The organism is Angustibacter sp. Root456 (genome assembly GCF_001426435.1).
In the GTDB taxonomy this organism is placed as follows: domain Bacteria; phylum Actinomycetota; class Actinomycetes; order Actinomycetales; family Angustibacteraceae; genus Angustibacter.
On the sequence record NZ_LMER01000001.1, the window covers coordinates 97,656 to 113,369 of the forward strand.

At 68.1% G+C, this 15,714-nt stretch carries 14 protein-coding genes, 2 tRNA genes and 1 pseudogene; 7 read left to right on the plus strand and 10 right to left on the minus strand.

The annotated features are described in order from the left end of the window. Positions 1 to 75 precede the first annotated feature (75 nt). Positions 76 to 792 carry an IclR family transcriptional regulator gene (locus ASD06_RS00525; RefSeq protein ID WP_056671810.1) on the plus strand — a complete coding sequence of 239 codons (717 nt, stop codon included), beginning with the start codon at positions 76 to 78 and terminating at the stop codon, positions 790 to 792. 62 nt (positions 793 to 854) lie between these two features. Here the strand turns inward: ASD06_RS00525 and ASD06_RS00530 are convergent, their stop codons facing one another. The 6 genes from ASD06_RS00530 to ASD06_RS00555 form a co-directional block, all read right to left on the minus strand. After that, complete coding sequence (locus tag ASD06_RS00530) at positions 855 to 2,078, minus strand: MFS transporter (protein WP_235502153.1); 1,224 nt, start codon at positions 2,076 to 2,078, stop codon at positions 855 to 857. Between the two features lie 100 nt (positions 2,079 to 2,178). Then, positions 2,179 to 2,251, minus strand: a tRNA-Glu gene (locus ASD06_RS00535). Between the two features lie 51 nt (positions 2,252 to 2,302). Then, a tRNA-Gln gene (locus tag ASD06_RS00540) sits at positions 2,303 to 2,374 on the minus strand. 110 nt (positions 2,375 to 2,484) lie between these two features. After that, positions 2,485 to 3,957 (minus strand): glutamate--tRNA ligase, encoded by a 1,473-nt coding sequence (gene gltX, locus ASD06_RS00545; RefSeq protein WP_056671813.1) that lies wholly within the window; start codon positions 3,955 to 3,957, stop codon positions 2,485 to 2,487. A 44-nt stretch (positions 3,958 to 4,001) separates the two neighbouring features. Beyond that, positions 4,002 to 4,631 carry a hypothetical protein gene (locus ASD06_RS00550; RefSeq protein WP_056671816.1) on the minus strand — a complete coding sequence of 210 codons (630 nt, stop codon included), beginning with the start codon at positions 4,629 to 4,631 and terminating at the stop codon, positions 4,002 to 4,004. Between the two features lie 36 nt (positions 4,632 to 4,667). Beyond that, positions 4,668 to 5,447, minus strand: coding sequence for a fumarylacetoacetate hydrolase family protein (locus ASD06_RS00555; protein ID WP_056671818.1), 780 nt, complete (start codon positions 5,445 to 5,447; stop codon positions 4,668 to 4,670). 57 nt (positions 5,448 to 5,504) lie between these two features. Between ASD06_RS00555 and ASD06_RS00560 the strand changes: the two genes are divergently transcribed. The 3 genes from ASD06_RS00560 to ASD06_RS00570 all read left to right on the plus strand — a co-directional run bounded on the left by ASD06_RS00560 (position 5,505) and on the right by ASD06_RS00570 (position 8,467). Further along, positions 5,505 to 6,437, plus strand: a complete 933-nt coding sequence (locus ASD06_RS00560; protein WP_157371419.1) for a 3-methyladenine DNA glycosylase — start codon at positions 5,505 to 5,507, stop codon at positions 6,435 to 6,437. A gap of 153 nt (positions 6,438 to 6,590) precedes the next feature. Beyond that, entirely contained in the window at positions 6,591 to 7,598 is a 1,008-nt protein-coding gene (locus tag ASD06_RS00565; protein ID WP_056671825.1) for a ParA family protein, read from the plus strand. Continuing rightward, positions 7,595 to 8,467, plus strand: a complete 873-nt coding sequence (locus tag ASD06_RS00570) for an SIR2 family protein (RefSeq protein WP_082537553.1) — start codon at positions 7,595 to 7,597, stop codon at positions 8,465 to 8,467. Before ASD06_RS00565 ends, ASD06_RS00570 begins: the two co-directional genes overlap by 4 nt. A gap of 128 nt (positions 8,468 to 8,595) precedes the next feature. Here ASD06_RS00570 and ASD06_RS19500 read toward each other — a convergent pair whose 3' ends face one another. After that, complete coding sequence (locus ASD06_RS19500; RefSeq protein ID WP_235502154.1) at positions 8,596 to 9,045, minus strand: hypothetical protein; 450 nt, start codon at positions 9,043 to 9,045, stop codon at positions 8,596 to 8,598. A gap of 821 nt (positions 9,046 to 9,866) precedes the next feature. Then, positions 9,867 to 11,261 (minus strand): 26S protease regulatory subunit, encoded by a 1,395-nt coding sequence (locus tag ASD06_RS00580; protein ID WP_082537554.1) that lies wholly within the window; start codon positions 11,259 to 11,261, stop codon positions 9,867 to 9,869. Between the two features lie 158 nt (positions 11,262 to 11,419). Here ASD06_RS00580 and ASD06_RS00585 point away from each other — a divergent pair. The 3 genes and pseudogenes from ASD06_RS00585 to ASD06_RS00595 all read left to right on the plus strand — a co-directional run. After that, a pseudogene (locus tag ASD06_RS00585) lies at positions 11,420 to 11,683 on the plus strand (3-methyladenine DNA glycosylase); the annotation flags it as partial. A 31-nt stretch (positions 11,684 to 11,714) separates the two neighbouring features. Continuing rightward, positions 11,715 to 12,146, plus strand: a complete 432-nt coding sequence (aroQ, locus tag ASD06_RS00590; RefSeq protein WP_056671839.1) for a type II 3-dehydroquinate dehydratase — start codon at positions 11,715 to 11,717, stop codon at positions 12,144 to 12,146. Between the two features lie 14 nt (positions 12,147 to 12,160). After that, a complete protein-coding gene (locus ASD06_RS00595) occupies positions 12,161 to 13,483 on the plus strand; it encodes a DNA polymerase IV (RefSeq protein WP_056671842.1) in 1,323 nt (440 codons plus the stop codon). 33 nt (positions 13,484 to 13,516) lie between these two features. Here the strand turns inward: ASD06_RS00595 and ASD06_RS00600 are convergent, their stop codons facing one another. Both ASD06_RS00600 and ASD06_RS00605 read right to left on the minus strand, forming a co-directional pair. Next, positions 13,517 to 14,557 (minus strand): YeiH family protein, encoded by a 1,041-nt coding sequence (locus ASD06_RS00600; protein ID WP_255354467.1) that lies wholly within the window; start codon positions 14,555 to 14,557, stop codon positions 13,517 to 13,519. A gap of 107 nt (positions 14,558 to 14,664) precedes the next feature. After that, positions 14,665 to 15,681 carry a D-cysteine desulfhydrase gene (locus tag ASD06_RS00605; RefSeq protein WP_056671845.1) on the minus strand — a complete coding sequence of 339 codons (1,017 nt, stop codon included), beginning with the start codon at positions 15,679 to 15,681 and terminating at the stop codon, positions 14,665 to 14,667. Between the last annotated feature and the right edge of the window lie 33 nt (positions 15,682 to 15,714).

Consider the following 15,714-nt stretch of genomic DNA (forward strand, 5'->3'; position numbering starts at 1 on the left):
CTCGGCAGCGATGGTGACGTCGTTGTCACCGCGCCGGGACTTGCTTCTCACGTGGTGAGACGGCAATATCGAGGCATGGACAACTCTAGCGGAGTCGGCGTCCTCGACAAGGCCGCCGTCGTTCTGGGCGCCTTGGAGGCCGGGCCCTCGACCCTCGCCCAGCTCGTGGCGGCCACCGGCCTGGCCCGGCCCACCGCCCACCGGCTCGCCGTGGCCCTCGAGCACCACCGGATCGTGGCGCGCGACATGCAGGGCCGCTTCGTGCTCGGCCCGCGCCTGGGTGAGCTCGCCTCGGCCGCCGGCGAGGACCGCCTGCTGGCCGCCGCCGGCCCGGTGCTCGCCGCCCTGCGCGACCACACCGGCGAGAGCGCGCAGCTGTTCCGCCGCCAGGGCGACCACCGCATCTGCGTGGCAGCCGCCGAGCGCCCGGTCGGCTTGCGCGACTCCATCCCCGTCGGCTCGTCGCTGTCGATGCTCGCGGGTTCGGCGGCCCAGATCCTGCTGGCCTGGGAAGAGCCCGACCGGCTTCACCGCGGGCTGCAGGGCGCGGCGTTCACCGCGACCGCGCTGTCCGGCGTCCGCCGTCGGGGCTGGGCGCAGAGCGTGGGCGAGCGCGAGGCCGGCGTCGCCTCGGTGTCGGCGCCGGTGCGCGGCCCGTCGGGTCGCGTCGTGGCGGCCGTGTCGATCAGCGGCCCCATCGAGCGCCTGTCGCGCCAGCCGGGCCGGCTGCACGCGCCGTCCGTCGTGGCCGGCGCCAACAAGCTCAGCGAGGTGCTCCGCCGCGCGAGCTGACCCGGGCTCTCCCCGCAGATACCCGCCGTCTTCCGGTCAACGAGGCCTCTGAGGGGCCGAGATCACCGGACTTCGGCGGGTATCTGCGTCGTGGGAGCCGGCGTCGGGGCGGCTGCGCGGCGGCGGTCGACGAGCACGCTCGCCGTGGCCATCGCGAGCCCGATGGCGGCCAGTCCCGCGCCGACCCAGGCGGGCGAGGTCCAGCCGTAGCCGGCGTCGATCACCAGGCCGCCCAGGAACGCGCCCGAGGCGTTGGCCAGGTTGAGCGCCGAGTGGTTGAGCGAGGCACCGAGCGCCGCCGCCCCCGGGCCCGCGGTGTCCATGAGCCGCAGCTGCAGGGCGTTGACCGTGATCGAGCCCACGATGCCGAGCGAGACGACCGCGGCGGCGACGCCGACCCGCGAGTGGGCGGCGAAGGGGAACGACGCGAGCACGGCGAGCGTGAGCGTGAACCCGAGCAGCAGGGCGCGCGGCACCGACCAGTCGGCGAGGCGGCCGCCCAGCACGGTGCCGATGGTCATGCCGACGCCGAAGACGGCGAGCGCGATCGGGACGGCACGCGGCTGCCAGCCGGCGACCTCGGTGAGCAGCGGCGCGATGTAGCTGTAGACGGCGAACATGCCGCCGAAGCCGATCGCCCCGATGGCCATCGTCACCCAGACCTGGCCCTTGGCGAGCGCGCGCACCTCCTGCCGGCGGCTCGCCCCCTCGTGGGCCCGCACGTGGGGCACCAGCCGCCACACGAGCGCCACGGTGAGCAGCCCCACGAAGGCCACGAACCAGTACGCCGCCCGCCAGCCGAGCTGCTGACCGAGCCACGACGACGCCGGCACGCCCACGACGTTGGCGGCGGTCAGGCCGAGCAACGGGAACGCGGCCGCGCGGCCCCGACGTCCGGGGTCGGCCATCGAGACCGCGACCAGCGAGGCGATGCCGAAGTAGGCGCCGTGCGGGACGCCGGACAGGAACCGGGCGAGCACCAGCCCGGTGTAGCTCGGTGCGAGCGCCGAGGCGACGTTACCGAGCGCGAACGCCACCATCAGCGCCATGAGCAGGCGCGTCCGGGGGATGCGGGCGGTGAGCACGGCGAGTAGCGGCGCCCCCACGACGACACCCAGCGCGTAGGCCGAGATGACCCGGCCGGCGGCGGGGATCGAGACGTCCAGGCCGCGGGCGATGTCGGGCAGCAGGCCCATGGTGACGAACTCCGTCGTGCCGATCGCGAAACCACCGACCGCCAGCGAGGTCAGCGCTGGCGCGATGGACGGCGAAGCGGTACGGGTCACGTCCGGCGCCAACGCTCGACATCCTGCCACTTCATCCCGGTGCTCTCCTGGGTGTCACATGACGAAGGCCCCCGTCCGAGGACGGGGGCCTTCGTGCTCGTAGCCCCGACGGGATTCGAACCCGCGCTACCGCCTTGAGAGGGCGGCGTGCTAGGCCGCTACACAACGGGGCCCTAGCTGGTGTTGCGTGAAGGATCTTACCTGCTCTCGCAGGAACATCCTCGCTGGGGTACCAGGACTCGAACCTAGACTAACTGAACCAGAATCAGTCGTGCTGCCAATTACACCATACCCCACCGGGGTATCACGTCCGACGCGGGGAACCGCTCCGGGGCCGTGACCCGACCGCCGATACTAGCGGGCCGACGGTCGCTCCCCCAAATCAGCCCAGCCGTCAGCCCAGCCTTCAGCCCAGCCGCGAGCGCAGGGCCATGAGCCGGGTGAGCGTCGAGGCGTGGCCGAGGATCTCCATCGACTCGAACAGCGGCGGCGACACCCGGCGGCCGGTGACGGCGACGCGCAGCGGTCCGAAGGCGAACTTCGGCTTGATCCCCAGCCCGTCGACCAGTGCCGCACGCAGCGACGCCTCGATCTGCGCCGTCGACCAGTCCGCCAGCGGCTGCAGCGCCGTGACGGCCGCGTCGAGCACCGCGGGGGCGTCGTCCTTGAGCGAGGCGAGGGCGTCGTCCTCGACCACCAGGTCGTGATCGTCGACGAGCAGGAAGCCGATCATGCCGGCGGCCTCGTTCAGCCGCACCATGCGCGTCTGCACCAGCGGGGTGGCCGCCCGCACGACCTCGTGGTCGCGCTCGCGCGGCTCGTCGCCGAGCAGTCCGTCGAACTGCAGGCGCGCGACCAGCCGGTCGGTGAGATCGTCCTCGCTGAGGCTGCGGATGTAGTGGCCGTTGAGCCAGTCGAGCTTGTCGAGGTCGAAGACCGGCCCGACGGTGTTCACGCGCTTCCAGTCGAAGTGCTCGACCATGTCGTCGAAGGAGAAGACCTCCTCGCCCCCCGGCATCGAGTAGCCGAGCAGGGCCAGGAAGTTGCGCAGCGCCTCGGGCAGGTAGCCCTGCTCCTGGAACCAGGTGAGGCGCGCGGCCGGGTTCTTGCGCTTGCTGATCTTCGACTTGTTCGCGTTGCGCAGCAACGGCATGTGCGCGAACTTCGGCAGCGGCAGACCGAGCCAGGTGTAGAGCAGCACGTGCTTCGGCGTCGAGCTGATCCACTCCTCGCCGCGCACGACGTGCGTGATGCCCATCTCGTAGTCGTCGACGACGACGGCGAGGTGGTACGTCGGGAAGCCGTCGGCCTTGAGGATCACCTGGTCGTCCGGGCGCGGGGCGTTCACCTCACCGCGGATGACGTCGGTGAAGGTCAGCGGCGCGTCGTCCGGGATGAGCATGCGCACGACCGGCGTCTCGCTGAAGCCCGGCAGCTGCGCGCGCTCCTCGCGGGTCTTGCCGTAGCAGAGGCGGTCGTAGCCGGTGGGCTGCTTGGCCGCCTGCTGGGCCTCGCGCATCTCCTGCAGTCGCTCGGTGGAGCACCAGCAGTAGTAGGCGTGGCCGTCGGCCAGCAGTCGCTCGACGTACGGCTTGTACGTCTCGAGCCGCTCGGACTGCCGGTACGGCGCGAAGGGGCCACCCTTGTCGGGGCCCTCGTCCCAGTGCAGGCCGAGCCAGCTCAGGGTGTCGTAGAGCTGCTGCTCGCTGTCGTCGCGGTAGCGCGCGCGGTCGGTGTCCTCGACGCGCAGCACGAACTGCCCGCCCTGCTGGCGGACGAACGCGAGGTTGAACAGGGACATGTACGCCGTGCCGACGTGCGGGTCGCCCGTGGGGGACGGCGCCACACGCAGCCGGACGGGGCCGGTCGCTTCGCTCATGATGCGTCCAGCCTAGGGGGCGTCCGGCCGGCGCCCTCGCTCCCCTAGTCGACGAAGACGTCGGCCTGGCTGTACAACAGCTCACCCTCGGGCTCGAACACGTCGTCCGGCCAGTCGTCCGGATCTCCGCGGAGCAGCTCGTCCTGCTCGAACACGGCGACGGCACCCGCCGTCACGCGCAGGCCTTCGACCTGGTCGAGGCTGTGCCAGCCGTCAGCGTGCGCCAGCTGGTACAGCGCTCGGCCGAGGTCAGTGACGTCCGCTGCGGCGGCGGCCTCGTCGTCGTCCGGCCACACGCGCAGGTAGGCCTGGCGCCCTGCGGCGATGACCGCGGCCTCGTCGACCACGCGGTAGTCGCGGCGCTGCAGCACGCTGACGCCGGTGACCGGCTCGTCGCTCTCGCTCTCGTCGTCGTCAGCCCCGTCGTCGTCCAGCTCGGCGAGGATGCCGAACGGGGATCCGGTGCCCGTGTGCTCGAAGTGGGCGTCGGCATAGGCGAGGGCCACGGGCAGGAGCCGGTCGCTGGCGGCGAAGATCCGCGGCACGTCGGCGTCCGAAGAGGCGGACGCCACGACCTCGGCGTGCGCGACGATCGCTGCGGAGAACTCGGCTGCCGCCGTCCGGACGCGCGCGGCGCCGTCGGAGGTCCAGGGGGTGAAGTCGTCGTCGCTCACGGCGTCACCCTAGGCGCCCTGACGGGTCGAGCGGGTTCAGTCGCGGCTGACGACGGGGTTCGAGAGCGTGCCGATGCCCTCGATCTCGACCTCGACGCGCTGGCCGGCCACGATCGGCCCCACCCCGGCCGGGGTACCGGTGAGGATCACGTCACCCGGCAGCAGCGTGAAGGCCGCCGAGGCGTGGGCGACCAGCTTGGCGACGTCGTGGATCATCTGGCTGGTGCGGCCGTCCTGCACGACCTCGCCGTCGCGGCGGGTGGTGAGCGCGAGGTCGGTCGCGTCGAGGTCCGTGACGATCCAGGGGCCGAGCGGGCAGAAGGAGTCGAAGCCCTTGGCGCGCGACCACTGGCCGTCGCCGCGCTGCAGGTCGCGCGCGGTGACGTCATTGGCGCAGGTGTAGCCGTAGATCACCTCGCCGACGCGCTCGACCGGCACGTCCTTGCAGATGCGCCGGATGACGACGGCGAGCTCGCCCTCGTAGTGCACCTCTTGCGACTGGCGCGGCAGCACGATGGGGTCGTCGGGGCCGACCACCGAGGTGTTGGGCTTGAGGAACATCAGCGGCTCGGCCGGCGCCTCACCCCCCATCTCCGCGGCGTGGTCGGCGTAGTTCTTGCCGATGCCGATCACCTTGCTGCGCGGGATGACCGGCGCGAGCAGCCGGACGTCGTCCAGCGGCGTCCGGACGCCGGTGAACACCACCGGCTGGTAGAGCGGGTCGCCCTGCACCTCGGCCAGCACGAGCCGGCCACCTTCGTCCTCGACCACACCGAACGTGGGGTCCTCGCCTGTGGTGTACCTCGCGATGCGCACGCCCCGAGGCTACCGAGGGTGACGCCGTCCTTCGTGCCCGGCACCTAGCCTGGTGGGGTGACCGCTCCGACCACCGCTCCCCCGCGCGTGCTGCGCGAGCGCGAGTGGCAGGCGCTCGAGGCGGCCCACCAGGCGCAGGTCGATGCCTGGACGACCGGGCACCTCGACCGGCGACGCCGTCGCGAGAAGCACCCGGTCGAGGACTTCCTGTTCACCTACTACTCGCACCGGCCGGCGCAGCTGCGGCGGTGGCACCCCGGCGCTGGCGTGGTCCTGCTGGGTGACGCGGCGCTCGAGCGGCTCGGCTGGCGCTTCTACACGGAGGTGGACGCCGGGGCCGCCGGCTCGGGCGTCGCGGTCGACGTCGCCGGGTTCCTGGCCGAGCGCGGCGCGACGGTCGACTTCGTCACCGGCCTGCTCGCCGCCACTGCGTCGCGCCCGGCGCAGCTCGGCTGCTTCGGCCTGCACGAGTGGGCGATGGTCTACCGGCTGCGCGAGGGCGAGCAGCGGCACGAGGACTGGCCGCTGCGCCTGGAGCCCGCGGGCACCGACGCGGTCGTGGAGGCGCACCCTGTGCGGTGCACGCACTTCGACGCGTTCCGCTTCTTCACCGAGCCAGCGCGTCCGCTCAACGCTCACCAGCCCACGCGTGAGGCGCAGGTGGCGCTCGAGCAGCCGGGCTGCCTGCACGCGACGATGGATCTTTACAAGTGGACGAGCAAACTCGTTCCCGCACTTCCCTCCTCGCTCATAGCCGCGTGTTTCCAACTGGCCCGAGACGCCAGAGAAGTGGACATGCGGGCCTCCCCCTACGACCTGCGCAGTCTTGGTGTCAGTCCCATCCATGTCGAGACTGCAGCTGGACGGGCTGAGTACGTACGACTACAACGTGATCTCGCAATCCGCGGGCAGCGTCTGCGATCAGCGATCGTCAGGTTGTGCCGACCGCTCACAGCGAGCCGCTCCCGGCGGAGGAGCGGGGGGCAATGAAGCCGAAGATGAGGCAGTGCAGACTCTTCGCGCCGGTCTTGGACTAGGAGGGGCTGCAAGAACGCAGCGCGCCGCCGTCCCAGCGCTGACTCGCTCATTGGGGACATGGTCGTGCTTGGATAGCACCATGCTGATGGTTTCTCAGGCGACGCCGTGACGGCCTCGATCGCGTTCTTCAACAACAAGGGTGGGGTCGGCAAGACCACCTTGGCCTGCAACTTCGCGTCCTACATGGCGGTGGACCGAGGACTGCGAGTCGCAGTGGCCGACTGTGACCCCCAGGCCAACGCGACTCAATTGCTCCTACAAGAGAACGCTTGGGAGCAAATATACGAGGATCGCGACGCAGCGGAGCAGCGGACAATCCTGCGCTCGCTTCGCGATATTCGCGCCGGCGATTCCACTGTGACGCCGGGCCTTGAGGTCCACGACTCCACGCGGTTCGGCGTGGGGGTTATCGCCGGGCACCCTTCGCTGTCCGTTGTCGAGGACCTACTGAGTGCTTCATGGGGCGAGTTCCTCGCAAGTCGGCTCGGCGGAGCGCGACGGTCCCTCTGGATCCGGCAATTGCTTGATCAGCTGGCCGAGAAGTTCGACTTGGTGATCTTTGACCTCGGGCCGAGCCTGGGGGCGCTCAATAGGAGCGTTCTCATGGGCTGCGACTTCTTCGTCACTCCCGTCGCCGCCGATCTATTTAGCCTCTACGCGCTGGAGAACATCGGTGACTGGGCCTCCGCATGGCTCGGTGAATACTCGGAGGCGTTCAAGCGTCTCAAGACCCACCACAACATCGACGGTTACGACATCCCTAGTGACCTGCCCATGAGGCACGGATGGGCCGGATACAGCGTTCAGCAGTATGTGGCAAAGAGTAGCGGCGGGAAGATTCGAGGGGTCCAGTCCTACGAGCGTTATCGGCTGCAAATTCCCGTACGAGCTGAGCGCCTGCAGTCTTTGGGGGTGCCTGACCTACCCTTTCTTGAACTAGGCATTGTGCCCAACATGTTCTCGATGGTGCCTCTTGCCCAGGCGGCCCACGCCCCCATCTCGGATCTGAGCACTAGCGACGGCGTGCGCGGGGCCCAAGTCACGCAGCAGTCCCGGTACGTCGAGCAACTCAATGAGATGTTCCGGCGACTGGCAGAGAACGTAGGCCTGTGAGCGGCGGCGAATCGTCCAGCCATGGCTGGCCGGACGATGTGGTGGAGCAAGCTCTCCGCCGAAACCTAGTCGTCTTGGTTGGTTCGGGACTGTCGGCCTCGTGCGAGCGCGACGGCGTACGCCCGCCAACCTGGAAGGCTCTCCTTGCAGGCCTGGTCGACCACCTCGGTATCACTGAGCGAAAAGATGAGATCAGCGAACTGCTTACGGCGAATCGCCTTCTAGATGCAGCCGAACTCGTCAAACTTGAGGCCAAACGGGTGTCGCGGGAGCAGGACTTCTTCAGCTACATCAGGACCGCCGTTGACGGACGAGCAGGAAGCAACTTCGACGGAAGCGAGTGGCATGACGCGCTCGTCAAACTCGAACCCGACCTGATTGTGACGACTAACTACGACAAGATCATTGAGCGCAGTACCGGACACGGCTACAGCACCCACACGTACGAATCTGAAAGAGTAGCTGGGGACGTCAGGAGAAGAATTCCCACCCTACTCAAGATCCACGGGTCAGTTGACGCCATCGAGGACACCATCCTGACGCGCACGGACTTCACGCGACTGAGGCTCCATGGGGTGCACGCACTTTCGGTCCTCCAAGCCCTCTTTCTTACCCGGACGGTTCTGCTGCTCGGCTACTCGCTCGGTGATCCAGACATTCAACTGCTTCTTGAGAACGTGTTGGGCGGGCGCAATGAGTCGCCAGCACACTACATGCTCACCCAAGATTCTTTGCCTGATTACGAGCGCGACGTCCTACGGTATAGCCACGGAGTCACAACTATCACATACCCGTCAGGGGAGCATGAGCGGGGCTTAGCCTCGCTTCGGGTGCTTGCAGACCTGGTTCAGAGCGCTAAGCCAGCCTAGGCAGAAGCTTCGCTCGGGCCGGGTGGCACGTCGTCACCGTTTAAGACGGGGTCCGCATTCAATGCAATGCCGCGCTAGTTCTTGTGCGCTGCCGCGCCGGCACCCTCAGTGGGATCCATGGCTCAGTCCTACCAATACATCGCGATGAACTCGAGCTCCAATACCGGCGAATCCCGCACAGGCGCTCCCCCGCCCTCCTGGCTTGTCGACGAAGCCGCGGACGCTGCCGCACTGCACCATGCGCGTTGACGCAGCACGCCGACGGTGTCGTGATCTCGTTCCATATCCGCGTGCGTCGCGTAGAACTCATCAGCGACTGCATTCAGGGCCGTCAGCCTGCGCTCAAGCGTGTCGCCCTCTACCAGCGAGGAAAGGAGACCGGGCGGCAGAGGTGTCGGCTCGACTCCGTGGTGCAGCGACAACTCCATGTGGAGATTCATGCCAGCGACCACAGCGGGTGACGTCCGCTCGACTTCCACCGGACCCTCGTCAGTTACCTTCTTGAGCTCATCCACGGCCGCAAGGAGACCGCTTGCTGCCGACGGGACGACTCGTCGAAACGTGTCGATCATCTTCACGGGCGTCCATTGTCCCTGCAGACCACTCCGACCGATGCGACCTAAGACGTCGAACTCTGAATCTGCATGTAGGATTCGGCGGGNACCGGACCAAACGGCTTTGAGCGCGGCCATATCTACGACCCAGAGAGCGCCCTCATCATCTCGCAGGATCTCATGCACCGTCGCGAGCCCTTCAATGGGGACAAGATCGTCCATGAGCTCCGCGAGGAACTCGCCTGCCTCCATGGCAGTATGCAGTTCACTGATATTGGACACGTGAAGTAGGTTCGGATACTTCTTGGCGAGCCCCGCCACCAGGCGAATGAAGGCGGTCACATCGAAAGTGTGATGTGCGCGCAGCGAAACGCGGAGCTCTGCGAGCGCCCCTCGCGTCAGCTTGGCAGCGCGTACCGCTCGTCGCTCCTCTTCTAGGCGCGTCAAGGCATTGGCGAGACCGACCACTGGTCTGTGGATCTCAGTGTCAACACTCGGCGTCAGCAAGAATGTGGGGCGATACATGCCATGGAGCCGAGCGAACTGACTCTGAATATTGAAGTTGCGTTGGACCTGGAGGCCGCTTGATCGGCTGGCGTTGAGTTCCCCGCTCAAACCCGCCTTGGCCGCCAGCGGGGCGCCCGCCTCGATCTGTGCACGAAAGATCTCTCCCGCTGTCGTGTCGGCCGACTCGGACATGGAGACCGGTGGTGGCATGTCCGGCGCCGAGGTCAGACTGTAGACACTGACCTCGTCCAAGTACACAAACTCTCGCAGCGAGCCGGCGGTTCCTATGATCGGGGCCGGAGGCACGACCTTGGGAGACGACTTCCTTCTGAAAAGCCTCATCCAAGCCTCGCGACTTGGGCGCGGCGGGCTGATACTTGGGGGGCGATACCTTCGATGGCAACGACGCAGTCCAACCGAAGAATGACACTTCTCCCCTCGCTATGACAAAATTGAAAAGCACGGGTCCACAGCGCGCGAAGGTCGGCGCTGCACCATGACTCCGTCAGTACGGCCAACTCACAAGTGTCGACATCCGCGGCGACATCCTTCGGCCGCGTAGCGCGCAAGATGGCCGCTCGCGCCTCCAGCGACGGCAGTTGGAAATTGATTCGGCGGTCGAATCTTCCAGAACGCAGCATGGTGGGGTCGAGGGCGTCCGGTCGATTCGTAGCACCCACGATCAGCGCCCGACCCGGCTTGTCGTCGAAGCCATCAAGCAGCGCCAGAAACTGCGTGATGAGCTTATTGGACATTTCATGAGCCGTAGATGATCGAACTTCACCAAGGCTGTCAATCTCGTCGAAGAACACGATCGCACGCTCAAGCGCGTCGGCCTCATCCATTAGCGCGCGCAGCATCTCTTCGCTCTCGTTGACCCACTTGCTCGCAATCTCAGGGCCGCGCACGTGAAAGTATGCCGCACCTGACTCATTCGCCAAAGCTCGAGCCAACATCGTCTTGCCCGTGCCAGACTCTCCGGCGAGGAGCACTCCCCGAATTGGCAGCATGCCCCTGCCTCTAAGCGCTTCAGCCTCATTTGTGAGCTCGATGATCTGACGTAGCTCGGCAATCTGGCCGTCCAGACCCTCGATTCCATCAAACGTCTCCGTTACCCGGCTTTGGTCGACGCGGAACCGGGAATGCACCGTGGCCGTCGCAGGAGGCTCGTCGCGGTACCTGAGTGGGCGGGCATCAATCTCTTTCACAACGCCGGTGTCACTCAGCTCCACTGTCGACCACTCGGCCCAGTCGACAACGCCATCGTGCTGGAGCCAGACAATCGAATGGTCGGTCTCGACGAGCGATCGCGTGTCCTCAACGCGCCGAACCACCCCGACTCTAGGTCGTGGCCCAGGCAATAGTTTGTCCGGAGCCAGGCTGAACGTGGTGCCCGTGACGAGCACAACGGCTCCCACGGAGACCTCCGGGCCACCATCGCGGTGGATTGGCCCGTAGGCACCTGCCGCGTAACGAAGCCAGTACGGCTCATGGGCGTCAGCCATCACAACCGTGGCGAGTGATCCAACGTCGATGTCTTTCGGAAAGACCTCAGCGGGCGCCTCGATGAAGGAGGCGTCGTCCGATACGAGCAGGACGGTGCCTACGCCAACATCTGGGCCGTCGTCTGGGTCAAGACACGTGGCGTTGCCGTTGGCGAAGCGAACCCACAGCAGTCCTCGCGCGGCGTCGACAAGTACCACCGTTGCAGGTACACCGACCGGCGGCGCCATGGTCCCCCCTCTGTCATCAACAACGGTCAACGGATTGCGAGCATGGCCCACCCTCGCTCGTGGCCATCCCGACGAAAGGCTAGTGCGTATTGGTCGATGGGGGTGTCTGCGTGGCTATCGCGCATTGGCGTGAGGTGCCTGCTGGTTGAATGAGTAGCGACCTCTACAAGTGGGCCTACAAGCTGACGCCGACGGTGCCGACGTCCGTGGTGGCGCAGTGCTTCGAGCTGGCTCGCGACGTCCGGCTGCTCGACATGCAGGCCTCGCCGTACGACCTCAGCGCGCTCGGTGTCGAGCCGGTGCGCATCGAAACGCCCGACGGGCGGGCGGAGCACGCACGCAGGCAGCGCGGGTTCGCCGAGCGCGGCCTGGTGCTGCGCGCCGCGCTCGTGTCGGCGTTGGAACCGCTGAGCCGCCGATAGGCTGCGCCTGCAGCCAACGTGAGGAGTCAGCGTGCGGATCCTGGTGCTCAACGGTCCCAACCTGGGTCGCCTCGGCACGCGCGAGCCCGAGATCTATGGCACCACCACGTACGCCGACCTCGTGACGCTCTGCGAGACCGCGGGCCGGGACGTCGGGGCCGCCGTCGAGGTGCGCCAGACCGACGCCGAGCACGAGCTGCTCGGCTGGCTCCACGAGGCCGCTGACGGCTCGACGCCGGTGGTGCTCAACCCCGCCGGCTGGACGCACACCTCCGTCGCCCTGCGCGACGCCTGCGCCGCCCTCACCGCCCCACTCGTCGAGGTGCACATCAGCAACGTGCACGCCCGCGAGGAGTTCCGCCGGCACTCCTACGTCTCCCCCGTCGCCACGGGTGTCATCGCCGGCTTGGGCGTGCAGGGGTACGCCGCCGCCATCCGCTGGCTCGCCGAGCGCACCGCCTGAGCGACACTGGTCGGGTGCGCGCCCGAGCCGAGATCCTGCACCTGGATCTGGACTCCTTCTTCGCGGCCGTCGAGCAGCGCGACAAGCCGTCGCTGCGCGGCAAGCCGGTCGTCGTCGGCGGAGTCGGTGGGCGCGGCGTGGTGGCCACGGCGTCGTACGAGGCGCGCGTGTTCGGCGTCCGGTCCGCGATGAGCATCGCCGAGGCTCGTCGCCGCTGCCCGAACGCTGCGTACCTGTCACCGCGGTTCGCGGCCTACCGCGAGGCCAGCCGCGTGGTGATGTCGGCGCTGCACGAGGTGAGCGCGATCGTGCAACAGGTCAGCATCGACGAGGCCTACGCCGACCTCGCGGCGGCCGACACGCCCCCGACCGACATCGCGAAGGCGTTGCGCCGCAAGGTCACCCAGGCCACAGGCGGCCTCACCGCCTCGGTCGGCCTGGCGCCGTCCAAGAGCGTGGCGAAGCTCGCGAGCGAGGCTGCCAAGCCGGACGGGCTGATGGTCGTCGAGCCCGACGACGTCCGGGCCTTCCTCGACCCGTTGCCGGTCACCGCGATCGGGGGCGTGGGTCCCGCGACGGCAGCGCGGCTGGCAAGCCACGGCATCCGCACCGTGGCCGAGCTCGCCGCGATGGACGACGACGACGCCGTGCGGCTGCTGGGGTCGGCGCACGGCCACGGACTGCTCGCGCTGGCCCGCGGTGACGACGACCGCCCAGTGGAGCCCTTCCGCGAGGCCAAGTCGGTGTCGGCCGAGGAGACGTTCGACGTCGACCTGCGCGACCCCGCGCGGATGGCCGCCGAGGTCGACCTGCTCGCCGCGAAGGTGGCGGGCCGGCTGCGCAAGGAGGGGCTCGCCGGACGCACCGTGACGCTGAAGGTGCGCTTCGCCGACTTCACCGGGCGCACCCGGTCGTACACGCACCCACAGGCCGTCGACGGCACGGCAGCGATCACCCGGGCCGCTCGGCGGCTGCTGTCCGAGATCGACACGCTCACGTGGTCGACCGCCGGCGGCATCCGCCTTCTCGGAGTGGGAGTCTCGGGCCTCGCCGACTGGTTCCAGCCCGACCTCATCACCGCCGACGAGGAGGTGGCGGCCGACGTCCCCGAGCCCGCGCAGGCCCCCACGCCCGAGCTCGAACCGCGACCCACGTGGCGGCCCGGCGCCGACGTCCGGCACGCCGAGTACGGCGCCGGCTGGGTGTGGGGCAGCGGCCGCGGTCGCGTCACCGTGCGGTTCGAGGGACCCGGCACCCCGCCCGGCCCGGTGCGCACCTTCGCGGACGACGACCCCGACCTCTCCACCGCCGACCCGCCCGACCTGCCGGGGCGTTGACCCGGGGCTGCGACTGCTCAAGGCTGATGAGTATCAGGTCAGCACGGTGATGCACAGGAGGGAGATCCCGGCCGCCACGAGTGTGGAGACGGCGCCCAGAGCGATCGCTCGTCCACCAGTGCGAATCAGCGATCCCATGTGCACCGAGGTACCGAGGCCGAACAGGGCACCGGCGAGCAGCAGCGTGGTGACGATCTTCAACGCGGACAGCACTGAGGGGCTCAGCAGCCCGGTGCTCCGCAGCGCGACCATGGCGACGAAGCCGACGACGAAGAGCGGGACGACGGGTGGCCTTTTGTCGGACACCGTGCGGACGCCACGCCGCCGTTTGATGATGCTGTAACCGGCGATCAACGGCGCCAGCAGGACCACGCGCGTGAGCTTCACGACCGTAGCGATCGCCACCGAGGCGGGGCCGGCGGCCGACGCTGTCGCCACGACCTGGGCCACCTCGTGCACGCTTGCGCCCGACCAGACGCCGAAGGCTGTGTGGTCGAGACCCAGCGGCTGCCGCAGCAGGGGCAGCACGAAGATCGCGGCGCCTCCGAAGAGGGTGACCAGGGCTACCGCAGTGGCAAGGTCTTCTTCGTCGCTGTCACTGACCGCATCCATCGCCGCAGCGGCCGACGCGCCGCAGATGGAGAAGCCGGTCGCCACCAACAGGGTCGTGCCTGGTGTGGTTCCCAGCAGTCTTCCCGCCCAGAGGGTGGCCGCGAAGGTGACGGTCACGGTGGCCACCACCACCACGAGGACCGAGGTGTTGAGGCCGAGGACCTGCGAGATCGCCAGCTGAAGGCCGAGGAGCACGACTCCGGCTCGTAGGAGCGTCCGGGTGGCGAACCGTGCGCCCGGGACGGCGCGTGTCGGCAAGATGCCGACGTTGCGCGACAAGGCGCCCAGGATGACAGCGACCGTCAAGGCGCTGATGGCCGGCACGGCTGAGCTCAGCGCGTACGACAGGGCCACTCCGATGCCCACGGCAATCAACCCAGGGCCATTGGTGGAAAGGAACCCTCTGCCGAACAGCCTGCTCAGTTCTGGGCCGCTCGTTACAGCTGGGCGTGAACGCAACACATCGTGCCTTCCGTTGCAGGGCCGGGAGCTTGCGACGCACCACTGAGGGTCTTGCTGGTCAGGCGGCCCCCTCCTCCTGCGCCTGTTCCGTCAGCGGAACTGGGGGATCAGCTGGTGGCGGATGATTCGTCCAGGACGACGCCTTGGTACGCGTACAGGGCGGGAGAACCACCGGTGTGGACGAACAGCACGTTGCTGTCGTGGCCGAACGCACCCGCGCGGGCAAGGGCGATCAAGCCGGCCGCCGTCTTGCCCGTGTACACCGGGTCGAGCAAGATGCCCTCGGTCCTGGCGAACAGCTGGATGGCCGCGACCATCTCGTCGGTCGGCAGCGAGTAGCCCGGTCCGACGAATCCGTCCTCGACCTTGATCTGGTCAGCCGGCACGGACTGATGAGCCCCTGCCAGAGAAGAGGTCTCGGTGGCCAGCGCATGGATCTTCGCTTCCTGGGGTTCCCTCTCCGCCCGCACACTGATGCCAGTCACAGGCACCGAGCTCTGGTTCCCGTAGAAGCCAGCCACGAGGCCGGCGTGGGTGCCACCCGACCCGCTTGCGCAGACCACGTGGTCCAGAGCCAGTGACTGCTCGAATGTCTGCGCGAGGATCTCCTCCGCACAGGCGACGTAACCCAGTGCGCCCAGTGCGGTCGATCCTCCGCCGGCGATGATGTAGGGCTTACCGCCCTCAGCCGTCACGTCCTGAGCAATCTGCTCCATCCCCGCTGCCAGGTCCGTCCCGGCCGGGACCACGGTGACGCTCTCAGCGCCCAGCAGCCGAAACAGGAAGTTGTTGCCGCTGGCCTGCGGGTCGTAGGAGCGCGGGACGCGTTCTTCGACCAGCAGCCGACACCGCAAGCCCTCCTTGACTGCCGCGGCCAGAGTGAGGCGACAGTGGTTGGACTGCACCGCCCCTGTGGTGATGATTGTGTCGGCTCCCTGGGCGAGAGCATCGGCCATCAGGAACTCCAGCTTCCGCGTCTTGTTGCCTCCAGAGGTGAGGCCGAGGAGGTCGTCGCGTTTGATGAAGATCTGGGGCCCTCCGAGCTCGGCGGTCAGCCGTGGCAGGAACTCGATAGGGGTGGGTCCGGCGGTGTAGCGGCGCCGGGGAAAGCGGGCCAGGTGCATGATGGCTCCTTCTTGGAGTCGGGTCAGGTCGTG

Bases quoted from the DNA above. Each gene is read 5' to 3' on its own strand.
- ASD06_RS00525 (WP_056671810.1), top strand. From the start codon at position 76: ATGGACAACTCTAGCGGAGTCGGCGTCCTCGACAAGGCCGCCGTCGTT.
- gltX (WP_056671813.1), bottom strand. From the start codon at position 3,957: ATGAGCGAAGCGACCGGCCCCGTCCGGCTGCGTGTGGCGCCGTCCCCC.
- ASD06_RS00580 (WP_082537554.1), bottom strand. From the start codon at position 11,261: ATGGCGCCGCCGGTCGGTGTACCTGCAACGGTGGTACTTGTCGACGCC.
- ASD06_RS00605 (WP_056671845.1), bottom strand. From the start codon at position 15,681: ATGCACCTGGCCCGCTTTCCCCGGCGCCGCTACACCGCCGGACCCACC.